The 14,825-nt window shown below is 64.2% G+C and carries 16 protein-coding genes; 10 read left to right on the top strand and 6 right to left on the bottom strand.

Translation table 11 applies throughout. The features are described from left to right. Nucleotides 1-6: 6 nt before the first annotated feature. From CT676_RS39400 to CT676_RS39390, 3 genes are all read right to left on the bottom strand, one after another. A complete protein-coding gene (locus CT676_RS39400; RefSeq protein ID WP_135216894.1) occupies nt 7-627 on the bottom strand; it encodes a hypothetical protein in 621 nt (206 codons plus the stop codon). 86 nt (nt 628-713) lie between these two features. After that, nucleotides 714-1,241, bottom strand: a complete 528-nt coding sequence (gene gpt, locus CT676_RS39395; RefSeq protein ID WP_028150009.1) for a xanthine phosphoribosyltransferase — start codon at nt 1,239-1,241, stop codon at nt 714-716. Nucleotides 1,242-1,279: 38 nt separating this feature from the next. Continuing rightward, a complete protein-coding gene (locus CT676_RS39390; protein ID WP_063982453.1) occupies nt 1,280-2,017 on the bottom strand; it encodes a molybdopterin-binding protein in 738 nt (245 codons plus the stop codon). A 277-nt stretch (nt 2,018-2,294) separates the two neighbouring features. On the opposite strand from CT676_RS39390, the gene CT676_RS39385 reads away from it, so the two are divergent. The 7 genes from CT676_RS39385 (at nt 2,295) to CT676_RS39355 (ending at nt 9,157) form a co-directional block, all read left to right on the top strand. Next, the gene (locus CT676_RS39385) at nt 2,295-3,713 is read left to right on the top strand and encodes a circularly permuted type 2 ATP-grasp protein (RefSeq protein ID WP_014494252.1); all 1,419 of its coding nucleotides are present in this window, start codon (nt 2,295-2,297) and stop codon (nt 3,711-3,713) included. Nucleotides 3,714-3,717: 4 nt separating this feature from the next. Further along, nucleotides 3,718-4,662, top strand: a complete 945-nt coding sequence (locus tag CT676_RS39380) for an alpha-E domain-containing protein (protein ID WP_028150006.1) — start codon at nt 3,718-3,720, stop codon at nt 4,660-4,662. A 169-nt stretch (nt 4,663-4,831) separates the two neighbouring features. Further along, nucleotides 4,832-5,680: a transglutaminase family protein gene (locus CT676_RS39375; protein WP_135216893.1), complete on the top strand. Its 849-nt coding sequence runs from the start codon at nt 4,832-4,834 to the stop codon at nt 5,678-5,680. Between the two features lie 150 nt (nt 5,681-5,830). Next, nucleotides 5,831-7,030, top strand: coding sequence for an acyl-CoA dehydrogenase family protein (locus CT676_RS39370; protein ID WP_135216892.1), 1,200 nt, complete (start codon nt 5,831-5,833; stop codon nt 7,028-7,030). Nucleotides 7,031-7,084: 54 nt separating this feature from the next. After that, nucleotides 7,085-7,492, top strand: coding sequence for a carboxymuconolactone decarboxylase family protein (locus tag CT676_RS39365; RefSeq protein WP_135216891.1), 408 nt, complete (start codon nt 7,085-7,087; stop codon nt 7,490-7,492). Nucleotides 7,493-7,606: 114 nt separating this feature from the next. After that, the gene (locus tag CT676_RS39360; RefSeq protein ID WP_028150003.1) at nt 7,607-8,365 is read left to right on the top strand and encodes a proteasome-type protease; all 759 of its coding nucleotides are present in this window, start codon (nt 7,607-7,609) and stop codon (nt 8,363-8,365) included. Between the two features lie 33 nt (nt 8,366-8,398). Then, nucleotides 8,399-9,157 (top strand): SDR family oxidoreductase, encoded by a 759-nt coding sequence (locus tag CT676_RS39355; RefSeq protein WP_135216890.1) that lies wholly within the window; start codon nt 8,399-8,401, stop codon nt 9,155-9,157. 210 nt (nt 9,158-9,367) lie between these two features. On the opposite strand, the gene CT676_RS39345 is transcribed toward CT676_RS39355, so the two are convergent. Continuing rightward, complete coding sequence (locus CT676_RS39345) at nt 9,368-10,606, bottom strand: MFS transporter (RefSeq protein WP_135216888.1); 1,239 nt, start codon at nt 10,604-10,606, stop codon at nt 9,368-9,370. A 159-nt stretch (nt 10,607-10,765) separates the two neighbouring features. On the opposite strand from CT676_RS39345, the gene CT676_RS39340 reads away from it, so the two are divergent. Next, complete coding sequence (locus CT676_RS39340) at nt 10,766-12,016, top strand: nucleoside transporter C-terminal domain-containing protein (RefSeq protein WP_135216887.1); 1,251 nt, start codon at nt 10,766-10,768, stop codon at nt 12,014-12,016. A 99-nt stretch (nt 12,017-12,115) separates the two neighbouring features. Here CT676_RS39340 and CT676_RS39335 read toward each other — a convergent pair whose 3' ends face one another. Further along, nucleotides 12,116-12,655, bottom strand: a complete 540-nt coding sequence (locus CT676_RS39335) for a cupin domain-containing protein (protein WP_135216886.1) — start codon at nt 12,653-12,655, stop codon at nt 12,116-12,118. A 160-nt stretch (nt 12,656-12,815) separates the two neighbouring features. Beyond that, a complete protein-coding gene (locus tag CT676_RS39330) occupies nt 12,816-13,103 on the bottom strand; it encodes an usg protein (RefSeq protein ID WP_014494242.1) in 288 nt (95 codons plus the stop codon). A gap of 378 nt (nt 13,104-13,481) precedes the next feature. On the opposite strand from CT676_RS39330, the gene CT676_RS39325 reads away from it, so the two are divergent. Continuing rightward, nucleotides 13,482-13,796, top strand: coding sequence for a co-chaperone GroES (locus tag CT676_RS39325; RefSeq protein ID WP_008139213.1), 315 nt, complete (start codon nt 13,482-13,484; stop codon nt 13,794-13,796). 44 nt (nt 13,797-13,840) lie between these two features. After that, the coding region (gene groEL, locus CT676_RS39320) for a chaperonin GroEL (protein ID WP_135216885.1) at nt 13,841-14,825 on the top strand (985 nt) is incomplete at its 3' end.

Below are 14,825 nucleotides of genomic sequence, written 5' to 3'. Positions count from 1 at the left end.
GGACGGTCAGGCGCGGTGTGCGCTGGGGTGCAGTGTGACCTCATAGCCGGCGCTCATCGCACGCAGCGTCGATGGCGGGGTCAGCAACTGCGCATCGTCGAGCTCTCGCGCGCCTTCAACATAACCCGCCGTCGACCACAACAGCGTCCCGCCCCGCATCAGCAGAAAGCTTTCCTCGCCCTGCTGCAGCATCGCGCCGTCTGGAAGCTGGTCGAGCGGCACCAGCAGCGCGTGAAGCCGCTTCTTGCCGTGATCGAGCCGCTCGTGGTGCAGCACCGTGTCGATATCGTGCATGCGGACATCACGGACGCGGTTGCCCTTCTCCCACGCAGCCCGAAAGCGATTGGCATCGTCGCGGCGGCAGTAGAAGCAGGGGCGATGGCCGGCGGCGAGCGCGGTGGCCTCGTCGAGGAAGAACAGCTCGGTCCAGCTGTGCGTCGTCATCACCTCGCGACGGCGGCCGCGGAATTCGCAAACACAGGTGAGCCAGGCCGGCGACGACCACCGCTTCTTGAGCAGCGTCCTGGTCGCGGGATCATGGATGATGCCGCGATTGCCGGTGAACAGGCCCCGGTGCGGCGTGGCGATGATGTCGCCGGTCGGCGTGACACGGTTTTGCAGGGGCATGGCCACCTCCACCTGTCATTGCGAGCGAAGCGAGGCAATCCAGAAATGCGTCTGCGGAAATAGTCTGGCTTGCTTCGTCGCTTCCCTCACGCCGCGCCGTCGCGCAGCGGCGGGTGGTAGGACAGCGCGGTGTCCCAGGGGAAGAAGATCCAGGTGTCCTGCGAGACTTCCGTGATGAAGGTGTCGACCAGCGGGCGTCCCTTCGGCTTGGCGTAGACGGTGGCGAAATGCGCATCGGGCAGCATGTCGCGCACCAGCCTGCCGGTCTTGCCGGTGTCGACGAGGTCGTCGACGATCAGAAGTCCCTTGCCGGTGCCGCCGCCGAGCTTCATCGCCGCCTCGGACATGCCTTTGAGGACCTGGAGCTCGCCCTGCTTGTCGTGGTCGTAGCTGGCGATGCAGACCGTATCGATGATGCGGACACCGAGCTCGCGCGCCACGATCGCGGCCGGCACCAGCCCGCCGCGGGTGATCGCGATGACGGCGTGGAACGGGCCGACCTCGTTGAGCCGCCAGGTCAGCGCCCGGCAGTCGCGGTGGAACTGGTCCCACGAAACAGGAAAGGCCTTGCCGGCCCGCTCCTGCGCGCTCAGTTCCGGTGCTTCGCCAGCCATTGTTGTCTCCTGCCAATCTTCATCCGGCAGCCATTCTGCTACCGGGTGACGTTCAATCCCGCCAGCATTTCCTTCACCGCCGCCATCGCCGCTGCCAGCTTGTCCGCGTCGCGCGAGCGCACCACCAGATTGGTGTTCGGCTTCTGATCTTCGTCCATGAACGGATAGCTGCCGATGATGGTGTCGGGATGGGCGGCGGCGATCGCGCGCAGCGGGCTGCCGATGTCACCTTCGCGCGCATTGGCGCGGACCGATTCGGACAGCATGCGCACGCCCGACTTCAGCTTGGGCGAGACGATGTCCATCATCGCCTGCATGATCGAGGGCACGCCGGCCATCACGATGACATTGCCGATCTTGAAGCCGGGGGCGAGGATGGTCGCGCTCTGGATCAGCTCGGCGCCATCGGGGATGCGGGCCATGCGCAGGCGGGCCTCGTTGAGGTCCTGCTCGCTCCAGCGCTCGCGGAAGCGGGCGACGACCTCCGGATGGTGGTCGATGCCGACGCCGAACGCCTTGGCGACGCTGTCGGCGGTGATGTCGTCATGGGTTGGCCCGATGCCGCCGGTGGTGAAGACATAGGCGTAGCGATGCCGCAGTGCATCCAACGCCGCGATGATGTCGTCCTCGTCGTCGGAGACGACCCGCACTTCCTTCAGGTCGATGCCGATATTGGTCAGGTATTCGGCGATGAAGCCGATATTCTTGTCCTTGGTGCGGCCGGACAGGATTTCATCCCCGATGACCAGAATGCCCGCCGTGACGATGTCGCTCATACCTTAAGTCCCTCACCTGTCGGCCCGACTTTGCCGAGGTAACGCGTTGAAGTCACGCGGTTTTGCTGCCGAAATAAGCAGTCCTCAGCCATTTTTTGAGGCACCCTCCCGGCTGTCCCCGGCAAATGCCACAACTCCATGCTTATCGCGCTGGCCCAGCCCTTGCTACCTCCTCAGAGTCATGCACTCTTGCCGCATGGCCAGGACGTTGCGGTCTTCACCAAGGCCTAGCGACCTGTCGAATGGCGCAACGCCTTGCGGAGACAAGTCGGGATCTATGGCAGTCGCGTTTGATGAAATGAACATTCCCGGCGGGGACCTTCGCCCCGCCTATCAGGAGCTGGCGCGCTGGCTCAAGGAGACGCCTCCCGAGGCGCTCGAATATCGCCGCCAGGAGGCCGAGCTCCTGTTCCGCCGCATCGGCATCACCTTTGCCGTCTATGGCGATTCCGAATCCACCGAGCGCCTGATCCCCTTCGACGTGATCCCGCGAATCATGTCCGGCAAGGAATGGGCGCTGCTGGAGAAGGGCCTGAAGCAGCGCGTGCGCGCGCTCAACATGTTCCTGCGCGACATCTATCACGGCCGCGACATCCTGCGCGCCGAGGTCGTGCCCGACGACCTGATCTTCCAGAACCCAGTGTTCCGCCCCGAGATGAACGGCCAGCAGGTGCCGCACGACGTCTACGTGCACATCGCCGGCATCGACATCGTCCGGGTCGATGCCGAGGACTTCATCGTGCTGGAGGACAATGCCCGTACCCCGTCGGGTGTGTCCTACATGCTGGAAAACCGCGAGATCATGATGCGGTTGTTTCCGGACCTGTTCGCCCGCCACAGGGTGGCGCCGGTCGAACGCTATCCGGACGAGCTGCTTTCCGCGCTGCGTTCGGTGGCGCCGCAAGGCGCCTCCGGCGAGCCGACGGTCGCCCTGCTCACGCCCGGCGTCTACAACTCTGCCTACTACGAGCACTCCTTCCTTGCCGACAAGCTCGGCATCGAACTGGTCGAAGGCCGCGACCTCATCGTCAAGAACAACGAAGTGTTCATGCGGACGACCGAGGGGGTGAAGCGGATCGACGTGATCTATCGCCGCGTCGACGACGATTTCATCGACCCCCTCACCTTCCGCCCCGACTCCGTGCTCGGTGTGCCCGGGCTGATGTCGGCCTATGCGGCCGGCAACATCACGCTCGCCAACGCGGTCGGCACCGGCATCGCCGACGACAAGGCGATCTACTCCTACATGCCGGACATCGTGAAATTCTATCTCGGCGAGGAGCCGATCCTGAAGAACGTGCCGACCTGGCGTTGCCGCGAGCCGAAGGACCTCGCCTATGTGCTCGACAATCTCGGCGAGCTCGTCGTCAAGGAGGTCCACGGCTCCGGCGGCTACGGCATGCTGATCGGCCCTGCCGCGACGAAAGCGACGATCGAGGCCTTCCGCGAAAAGCTCAAGCGCGAGCCGGAAGGTTTTATCGCGCAGCCGACGCTGGCGCTCTCGACCTGCCCGACCTGTACGGCAAGCGGCCTCGCGCCACGCCACGTTGACCTGCGCCCCTTCGTGCTCACCGGCAGCAAGAGCACCACGATCGTGCCCGGCGGGCTGACACGGGTCGCGCTCAAGGAAGGCTCCCTGGTGGTGAATTCGAGCCAGGGCGGCGGCACCAAAGACACCTGGATCCTGGACGAGTAGTCAGATGCTGTCGCGTACCGCCGAAAACCTCTACTGGCTCGCCCGCTATGTCGAACGGGCCGAATATCTCGCGCGCACGATCGATGCGACGCTGCGCGTCACTGCGCTTCCCGCCGCCTATATCGGCAAGACCAATGAATGGGACTCGGCGCTTCTCACCGCCGGCGTCGCCGCGAGCTTCTATCAGCAATACGAAGTCGCCAACGAGCACAACGTCGTCGACTACCTCTCGTTCTCGGCAAGCAATCCATCATCGATCAGGAACTGCATCGAGGCGGCGCGGCTGAACTCGCGCTCGGTGCGCACCGCGCTCACCAGCGAGATGTGGGACACCATCAACTCGGCCTGGATCGAACTCCAGGAGGTCTGGAGCAAGGGCACCTCCACGCGCGAGGATCTCGCAAAATTCCTGCGCTTCGTGCAGGAGACTTCGCTGCGCTTCGACGGCTCGGCCTACCGGACCATGCTGCGCAACGACGCCTACTGGTTCTCGCGGATGGGCGTGCATCTGGAGCGCGCCGACAACACCGCGCGCATCCTCGATGTGAAGTACCACGTGCTGCTTCCCGAGGAGGAGCATGTCGGCGGCCCCCTCGACTTCTATCAGTGGAGTTCGATCCTGCGCTCGGTCTCGGCGCTGACGGCCTATCACTGGGTCTATCGCGAGACGCTGAAGCCGTGGCTGATTGCGGACCTGCTCATCCTCAACGACACGCTGCCGCGCTCGCTGGCAAGCTGCTACGGCAATCTCGTGCGCAATCTCGACCAGATCGGCGTCGCCTATGGCCGCCAGGGCCCCGCCCAGCGCCATGCCCGCGGCATCCGCAACCGGCTGGAACACAGCAATATGAACGACATTTTCCAGCACGGCGTGCATGAATTCATTCAGGAATTCATCACGGACAATTCCAGGCTGGGCGAAATCATCACGAAGCAGTATTTGATCTGATGTCCCCCGGCTGACGAAAACGGGATATCGTCACGGCCGGGCTTGTCCCGGCCATCCACGTTCTTGCTTTTGCGCGGCGAGGAAGATCGTGGATGCCCGGGACAAGCCCGGGCATGACGAGCTTCTTCGCAATAGGCAGCGGGTCTAACCACTAACTTCACGGTCCACCATGCGCCTGCGAATCCTGCACACCACGACCTATCGCTACGAGACGCCGGCCACCAGCGTGATCCAGATCCTGCGCATGACGCCCGGCAGCCATGACGGGCAGTATGTGGCGGAGTGGCAGATCGACGTCTCGACCGACACCAAGCTCGACACCCATGAGGATGCCTTCGGCAACGTCACCCATGTGCTGTCCTGCGGACCCGTTGGTGACATCAAGATCACCGCCGAGGGCCTGATCGAGACCCACGACACCGGCGGCGTGCTGCGCGGCGCCGACGAGCGCTTTCCGGCCGGCATGTTCTTGCGCGCCACCGCCCTCACCACCGTCAATCCGGCGATGACGGCGGTCGCGCGGCAGTTGCGCAGCGAGGCCGAGAGCGACACGCTCGGCTTCCTGCACACGCTGATGACGCAAATCAGCGATCACATGACCTTCGACGAGGATCCGACCAACAGCGGCACCTCGGCGGCCGAAGCGTTCACGCTCAAGCGCGGCGTCTGCCAGGACTACGCGCATATCTTCATCGCCTGCGCCCGCAGTGGCGGCGTGCCGGCGCGCTTCGTCTCCGGCCATTTCCTGCGCTCGGACGGCACGGTGCACCAGGACGCCGGCCATGCCTGGGCGGAAGCTTACGTCGACGGTCTCGGTTGGGTCGGCTTCGATCCCGCCAACTGCATCTGCACCACCGACGCCCATGTCCGCGTTGCGATCGGGCTCGACTATCTCGGCGCAGCCCCCGTGCGCGGCACCCGCTATGGTGGCGGTGCGGAGACGCTGACGGTCGCGGTCAAGGTCGAGCAGGCCGGCCGCGGCGGGCAATCGCAGTCGCAGTCACAGCGGCAGAGCTAGGCGCTGCGGTATCTCGTCACGAGGCATCCGCGGCGCAATCACGTCGCAGCGTTATAGCTGTAATCGACGACGGCCCGCGCTGAAACCGTCCCGTAGCGCCATCTCTTCAACCTCCGTTGTGATCCGTTTCCGCAACAGAGGTTGAGACAGATGCGGCTTCACGACAAGAACAAGAAGCATTCCGTGCCCCTGCGCGATCCCCACCAAGACATGCTTGCGGGGATCCGGGAGTTGGCTCCCGAGATCAAGGCCCGCGCCGCCGAGATCGAAGCCGCACGCCGCGTCCCGCCCGACCTCGTGGAACGGCTGCGGTCGATCGGGCTCTTCCGGATGTTCGTTCCGCGGAGCCATGGCGGGCTGGAGCTGGATTTTCCGGCCGGACTAGAGGTTATCAAGGCACTGACCCAGCTCGACGGCTCGATCGGCTGGATCTCGATTGTCGGCGGAGTCGGCAGCCTTTTCGCCGCCGCAGCACACCCTGAACTGTACCAGCAAATTTATAAGGACGGTCCGGACGTGGCGATCTGCGGCTCATCCCAACCGGGTGGAACGGCAGAGCGCGTGGCCGACGGCTATCGCGTCAAGGGCCGCTGGCCGTTCGCCAGCAGTTGCACCCACGCCGACTGGATCGGCGGGTTCTGCATCGTCACCGAAAATGGCAAGCCGGTCCCCGGCCCGCAAGGCAAGCCGCAGGTTCGCGTCGCTGTGCTGCCGGCGCGTGACTGGGAGATCGAGGACACCTGGCACGCGGCAGGGCTGAAAGGCACCGGCAGCCATCACATCACGCTACGGGAGACGCTGGTTCCCGAGACCCATGTCTTCGATGTCGAAGCTCCCCCTCGCATGTCGGGTCCGCTCTATCAGGCGTTGCGGCAATGGTTGCCATTGGTGCACGGCGCATTCTCGGTGGGTCTCGCCGAAGGCACTGTCGACGACTTGCTTGCGCTGGCCCATACCGGGAGGCAGCAATTGTATGCGGCCGTCCCGATGCGGGAGTCCGAGACCTTCCAGTACGAGCTCGGCCGGATTTCCGCCAACCTCCGGGCTGCGCAGGCCTTGCTCGAGATGCAGATCGCCAGCCACTGGCGCCGCGCGATGGCCGGCACGCTGAGAGACGAAGACCTCATGATCGAGGGCGCCCGATCCGCGGTCTGGCTCGCCACGACCTGCGTCGGCATCGCGGATGCCTGTTTTGCGCTGGCCGGAAGCAGCGCGGTCTACGACAGCTCGCCGCTGCAGCGGCGCCTGCGCGACGTTCACGTCGGGGCGCAGCACGCCCATGCGCAGCAGCGGCAATATGTCGACGTCGGCAAGCTGGCCTTGCACCGCTCGGCCGGGCATGCCGGCTGAGCGCTCGAGCCGTGCTACACTCGCGGGATCAGACCTGACCCCGCGAGGTACCCCATGGCGACCGTAAAGCTGCTTTCGGACGATGAACTCTCCGCCGAGGCGCGCGCCGTTTTCGACGATATCCGCAAGGTGCGGAAGTCGGACTTCGTCAACAATTTCTGGCGCGCGCTGGCGCATGATCCGAAGACGCTGCGGCGGACCTGGGAGAGCATCAAGGAGGTGATGGCACCCGGCGCGCTCGATCCCAAGATCAAGGAAATGCTCTATGTCGCAGTCTCGATCGCGCATGGCTGCAGCTATTGCATCCATTCGCACACCGCGGGCGCACGGGCCAAGGGCATGACCGAGGCCGAATATCGCGAGATGCTCGCCATCGTCGGCATGGCCGCGGAGACCAACCGGCTGGTCACGGCGCTCGGCGTCCCCGTCGACGAGGCGTTTCTCGTCGATGCCGCTGACTGAGCGGCGGAGATAGCTGTTTCGCCGGAGAATGACGACCTCCCCCGGGGAATCGGGGGTTTCATGCCTCCCCGAAATTGGCTAGTAATTCCGCGCAAACGCGTTCGGGGACGGGAAATGACCTATTGTTGCGGAATCCTGGTTCGGGACGGTCTGGTGATGATCGCCGACACCCGAACCAATGCCGGGCTCGACAATGTCTCGACCTTCCGCAAGCTCCACATCTTCTCCAAACCCGGCGACCGCATCATGGCGATCGCCAGCGCCGGTAACCTCGCCATCAGCCAGTCGGTGCTGTCGACGCTGACCGAAGGCCTGGAGGACCCCACCACGGGCGAGGTCGAGACGCTGATGAACGCGCCGACCATGTTCCAGGCCGCCCAGCGCATCGGCCGGGCGATCCGGGCGGTGCACGCGACCGAAGGACCCGCGCTGAGATCCGAAGACGTTTCCTTCGACGTCTCCTTCCTGTTCGGCGGCCAGATCAAAGGCGCGCGCATGCGCCTGTTCATGGTCTACACCGCCGGCAATTTCATCGAGTGCACCACGGACACGCCCTACCTGCAGATCGGCGAGCACAAATACGGCAAGCCGGTGCTCGACCGCGCCATGCATTACGACGTCGAGCTGTACGAGGCGCTGAAGACCGGCCTGATCTCGATGGACTCGACCATGCGCTCCAATCTCGGCGTCGGTCTGCCGATCGACGTGCTGGTGGTGCGCGCAGACGCCTGCGATGCCGATCTCAACCACCGCATCGAGGCGGGCGAGCCCTATTTCCACGACCTCCGTTCGCGCTGGTCGGCAGCGTTGCGCGCGGCGCATCAGAACATTCCGCGGCCGCCGTACAAGAACGAAAAAGAACCAAAAACCTGACAGCCAACTTGAAGAGAGAAAAGGCAGGAAACGATGAGTGAAGCAAACAAGATCGCAGTGGTGACGGGCGCGGGCACCGGTGTCGGGCGCGCGGCGTCGCTGGCGCTGATGAACACCGGCTTCACCGTGGTGCTGGTCGGGCGCCGGCTCGACATGCTCGAGGAGACCGCGAAGCTCGGCCCCGCGGGCAAGAGCCTGTGCGTCACCGCCGACATGACCAAGCCGGATTCGATCGCCGCGCTGTTCGACAAGGTGAAGGCGACCTATGGCCGGCTCGACGTGCTCTTCAACAATGCCGGCATGGGCGCGCCGGCGGTGAACTTCGAGGATCTGAGCCTCGAGCAGTGGCAGGCGGTGGTGAACACCAACCTCACCGGCCCGTTCCTGTGCACCCAGCACGCCTTCCGCATCATGAAGGATCAGAGCCCGCGCGGCGGTCGCATCATCAACAACGGCTCGATCTCGGCGCACGCGCCGCGTCCGTTCTCGGCGGCCTATACCTCGACCAAGCATGCCATCACGGGCCTCACCAAGGCCTCCAACCTCGACGGCCGCATGTACGACATCGCGGTCGGCCAGGTCGACATCGGCAATGCCGCGACGCCCATGACCGATCGCATGGTCAACGGCCCCGGCGTGCTGCAGCCCGACGGCACGACCAAGCATGAGCCGCGCATGGACGCCAAGGCGGTCGGCGATGCCGTCGCCTACATGGCCGGCCTGCCGCTCGATGCCAACGTGCTGACGATGACGGTGATGGCCACCAAGATGCCGTTCGTCGGACGGGGCTAAACTAAAAAAGTGAAAAACAACCCCATGCACAGTAGGCGGCGTGGGGTTGCGACTTGCCTTTGGCAAACGCGGTGACGTCGGCTAAATCCCCGCGCTGCCTCCACAATCGTCATTGCGAGCGCAGCGAAGCAATCCAGGGTGTTTCCGCGGAGAGATTCTGGATTGCTTCGTCGCTTTGCTCCCCGCAACGACGGATGATAGAGCGGAGCCCTACTCCAAACTCTCCACCTGCCGTAGGCTCGGAAACAGCTTCATCCACAGCAGCGCGACCGCGACGGTGCAGACGCCGCCGAGCACGGCCGCAGGCATCGCGCCGAGCAGCGCGGCTGCGACGCCGCTCTCGAACTGGCCGAGCTGGTTGGAGGCGTTGATGAAGAGGAAGTTGACCGCGCCGACCCGGCCGCGCATCTCGTCGGGGGTTGAGAGCTGCACCAGCGAGAAGCGGATCACGACGCTGATCGTGTCGGCCGCGCCGAGAACCGCGAGCGACAACACCGACAGCCACATCCACGACGACAGCGCGAACACGACCGTGGCGACGCCGAACACGATCACAGCCTGGAACATGCGCAGGCCCACATGCCGCGAGATGGCGTGACGCGCCAGCACCATGGTCATCAGCAGCGCACCGACCGCGGGCGCGGCGCGCAAGATCCCGAGCCCCATCGGGCCGGTCTGGAGGATGTCGCGGGCATAGATCGGCAACAGCGCGGTGACGCCGCCGAACAGCACGGCAAACAGATCGAGCGAGATGGTGCCGAGGATCGCCGGGTTGCTGCGGATGAAGCGGACGCCGGCGAAGATGTTGTCGGCGTCGGTCCCCTCCTTGGAGACCGCCTGCGGACGCGGCCGGATGAAGCCGGTCAAAATCATCCCGAGAATCCAGAACAGCAGCATCACGGCATAGGCAAGATGCGGCGCGACCGCGTAGGCAAAGCCGCCGAGCGCCGGCCCGGTGATGGTTGCGACCTGCCCTGCGCCGCTCGCGACTGCGGTTGCGCGCTGGAGCGATCCCTGCGGCGCGATCAGCGGCAGCAGCGCCGCGGTGGTCGGGCTCTCGAAGGCGCCGGCAATGCCGAGCACGAAGGTCGCGATGAAGATCTGCACCTCGCTGACCAGGCCGAGATAGGTGATGATCACGAGATAGAGCGCGGTCGCGGCTTCCACGAGCTGGCAGAGCTGGACCACGCGCTTGCGCTCAAAACGGTCGGCGGCGTGGCCGGCGACGAACACCAGAAGCGCGGTGGGCAGGAACTGCACGAGGCCGACCATGCCGAGGTCGAAGGCCGAGCCGGTGAGATCATAGATCTGCCAGCCGATCGCGACCGCCGCGATCTGGCTGGAAAAGCGCGACAGGCTGCGCGAGAGCAGGAAGAACAGGAAGGCGCGGTGGGCGAGGAGCGCGCGGGCACTGACCGGCGGACTGGCTGATATTGGCTGCTCTGGCATCGCCTCTTGGGTCACCCTGGACCGTCCGCCCCCTGATGTCGACGTGCCCCCGCGTGACTGAGGCGCCCCTGCTTGTCAACAGCGAGAGGCTCAGGTCACCTCCCGGCATTGCGTTTGCAACGCGGGCGCGGCCATAATCATTGAGGGTTTGGGGACACCATGCTGCGCTTGCAATCGGCACTCGGCATTTTCGCATTGCTGTTGATCGCTTTCGCGTTGGCAGAGAATCGCCGCGCCGTATCGCTGCGGCAGGCTGCGATTGGCCTCATCGCGACATTCGTCACCGCGGCTGTCCTCCTGAAAGTGCCCGTCGTCGCTCGGGCTTTTGGGGCGATCAACGACGCGGTCGGCGCGATCTCCGCGGCCTCCCGCGCCGGCTCCTCCTTCGTGTTCGGCTATGTCGGGGGCGGTCCCCTGCCCTTCGATCTGAAGGTGCCGGGCGCCGATTTCATCCTGGCGTTCCAGGCGCTGCCGATCGTGCTTGTCATGAGCGTGCTGACGACGCTCTTGTTCTACTGGCGCGTGCTGCCGCCGGTCGTGCGCGGCATGGCTTGGCTGCTGGAGCGGACGCTGGGCGTCGGCGGCGCGGTCGGGCTCTCGACCGCGGCCAACATCTTCCTCGGCATGGTCGAGGCACCGCTGTTCGTGCGGCCGTATCTGGCGCAGATGACGCGCAGCGAATTGTTCCTGGTGATGACCGGCGGCATGGCTGGCATCGCCGGCACGGTGCTGGTGCTCTATGCGACGCTGCTGGCGCCGCTCATTCCCGATGCCGCCGCCCATTTCGTCATCGCCTCGGTGCTGGGCGCGCCGGCCGCGATCCTCGTCAGCCTGATCATGGTGCCGGAGACTTCAGACAAGCGCACCGGCGGCGCGCTGGAGGATCCCGAGATGGACGTCTCCGGCCCGATGGATGCAATCGTGAAGGGGACGAGCTCGGGGATCGAACTGCTGATCAACATCGTCGCCATGCTGCTGGTGCTGGTGGCGCTGGTCTATCTCGTCAATGCCGTCCTCGGCCTGCTGCCTGATATCGGCGGCGCCGCGATCTCGCTGCAACGGCTGCTGGGCCTAGTGATGGCGCCGGTGTGCTGGCTGATGGGATTGCCCTGGGAGCAGGCGGTGACCGCCGGCAGCCTGATGGGCACCAAGACCGTGCTCAACGAGCTGATCGCCTACGTCGACTTCTCAAAACTGCCGCCCGATACGCTCGATCCCCGCTCGCGCCTGATCATGCTCTACGCAATGTGCGGCTTCGCCAACTTCGCCAGCCTCGGCATCATGATCGGCGGCTTAGGGGTGATGGCGCCGGAGCGGCGCGAGGAGATCAACGCGCTCGGGCTGAAATCGATCGTGTCGGGGACGTTGACGACGTGTTTGATGGGGGCGGTGGTGGGGGTGTTGAGCTGAGTGGCCGTAGCCCGGATGGAGCGCAGCGAAGCAATCCAGAATCTTTCCGCAGTGACAGTCTGGATTGCTTCGCTGCGCTCGCAATGACGAGGAGAGAGGCTACGCCTTCAACTCCACCGTCCTGAACTCCGCCGGCAGGATCACCTCCAGCAGCTCCACGTCATCCGAATAGTCCAAAATCATGTGCTTGATCTTCGGCGGCTGGGTCCAGGCGCTGCCTTCCTTCATCAAGGTCTCGCCCTGGCCGTCCATGTAGGTCTTCACCCAGCCCTTGAGCACGTAGACCATCTGGAATTCGACGTCGTGGAAGTGCAGCTTCGACACCTCGTTCGGATCGCAGGGGCCTTGCAGGCGGATCACGTGGGCTTGCGCGAGGCCGTGGCTGGCTTCGGCGATGCCGAGGTCGCGATACTTAGCGTAGGCGCGCAGGCCGTCGGCCTTGAAGTCTTCCTCGCGGTGATGGCTGATGGCGATGCGCTGCTTGGGACGGGCGGGCTTTTTCGGAGCGGCCTTCGCCGGTGTCGTGCGCGCCTTTGCCTTCACCGCCTTGCGCGCCGAGGATCGTGCCACGGCCTTGGCTCCGCTCCGCTTCTTCACCGTGGCCTGGGCTGCACTGCGCGATTTTGTTTTCTTGGCCATGGGCCGCCTCCCTGTTGTTATAGGCGGAGGCTAGCACAGAACGAGATATCGTAGGGTGGGCAAAGCGAAAGCGTGCCCACCATTGCCAGATGCAATCGTGGAGAGATGGTAGGCACGGCGCGAGCGCGCCTTTGCCCACTCTACGATGCCGGCGCGCTGTTCAATGCAGCCGGAACACGCCATCCACGGCGCGCAGTTCGGCCGGCTTGATCAGCTTGGAATGCGCGACGGTCACCGAATGGAGCGGACCGTCGAGCTTTTCCTGCCAGAACGCCAGGAAATCCTTCAGCGCCGGAAATTTCGGAAACATGTCGTAGTTCTGCCAGACGTAGGTCTGGAGAAGCGAGGGATGATCGGGCATCCGATAGAGAATTTGGGCCGTCGTCAGCCCGTAACCCAAAAGCTGTTTCCGGAAATCTTCGGAAACGCCCCCACTCCGCAAGCCCATGCCAACCTCCTTTGCAGGAGCGCATTCAAGGGGCGGCTTGGTCGGTGTGCGCCTTACGAGCCACCCGGTACTGATGCGCTCACATGAGAGAAATGTGACGCAAACTGACAATCCATCTCAAGCCTAAAAGTTTAACAAGCTGTTGAAATTCAATGCTTTAGCAGCAGAGGCGGCTCCGTGCTAATACGGTCACCGGGCGGGTTAACGATGGTAAAGAGATTCTGGCACCCGGGCCTTCAGAGTGCCGATTTTTCTGATAGAAGCCCTTGCCCCCGCAAAATTCCTGTCCTATTTCAGCCTCGCCTGTGCTAGCACTCGCTGGCACAGACTGCTAATGTCAAAAAATTCCCATACCGTGCAACTACTTAGGAGGACTGCATGAAATTCCGTCCGCTTCACGACCGCGTCGTGGTCAAGCGTATCGACGCAGAAGAGAAGACCGCCGGCGGCATCATCATTCCCGACACTGCCAAGGAAAAGCCCTCGCAGGGCGAAGTCGTCGCCGTCGGCCCCGGTGGCCGCGACGAAGCTGGCAAGCTGATCCCGATCGACCTGAAGGTCGGCGACCGCGTGCTGTTCGGCAAGTGGTCCGGCACTGAAGTCAAGATCGACAACGTCGACCTGCTGATCATGAAGGAAAGCGACATCATGGGCGTCCTCGACGTCCCCGCTTCCAAGAAGAAGGCGGCCTAAGAGCCCCCTCTCCCCACCAGCTAAACACCTAAGGAAAAATCCAGATGTCAGCTAAAGAAGTCAAATTCGGCGTCGATGCACGCGACAAGATGCTGCGTGGCGTCGACATCCTCGCCAACGCCGTCAAGGTGACGCTCGGCCCCAAGGGCCGCAACGTCGTCCTCGACAAGTCGTTCGGCGCTCCCCGCATCACCAAGGACGGCGTCACCGTCGCCAAGGAGATCGAGCTCGACGACAAGTTCGAGAACATGGGCGCGCAGATGGTGCGCGAAGTCGCCTCCAAGTCGGCTGACGCGGCCGGCGACGGCACCACCACCGCAACCGTGCTCGCGGCTGCGATCGTTCGTGAAGGCGCAAAGTCGGTTGCCGCCGGCATGAACCCGATGGACCTGAAGCGTGGTATCGACCTGGCCGTGGAAGCCGTGGTCGCCGACCTCGTCAAGAACTCCAAGAAGGTCACCTCGAACGACGAGATCGCCCAGGTCGGCACCATCTCGGCGAACGGCGATGCCGAAATCGGCAAGTTCCTCTCCGACGCCATGAAGAAGGTCGGCAACGAGGGTGTCATCACCGTCGAGGAAGCCAAGTCGCTCGAGACCGAGCTCGACGTCGTCGAGGGCATGCAGTTCGACCGCGGCTACATCTCGCCCTACTTCGTCACCAACGCCGACAAGATGCGCGTTGAGATGGACGACGCCTACATCCTCATCAACGAGAAGAAGCTCTCCTCGCTGAACGAGCTGCTGCCGCTGCTCGAGGCCGTGGTGCAGACCGGCAAGCCGCTGGTCATCGTCGCCGAGGACGTCGAAGGCGAAGCGCTTGCGACCCTCGTCGTGAACCGTCTGCGCGGTGGTCTGAAGGTCGCGGCCGTCAAGGCTCCGGGCTTCGGCGATCGCCGCAAGGCCATGCTGCAGGACATCGCGATCCTGACCGGCGGCCAGGCGATCTCGGAAGATCTCGGCATCAAGCTCGAGAACGTCACGCTCAACATGCTCGGTCGCGCCAAGAAGGTGATGATCGACAAGGAGA

Origin of the sequence: Bradyrhizobium sp. MOS001 (genome assembly GCF_004634465.1) — a bacterium.
Taxonomy (GTDB): Bacteria; Pseudomonadota; Alphaproteobacteria; order Rhizobiales; family Xanthobacteraceae; genus Bradyrhizobium; species Bradyrhizobium barranii.
This window is presented reverse-complemented; position numbering and strand designations above follow the sequence as displayed.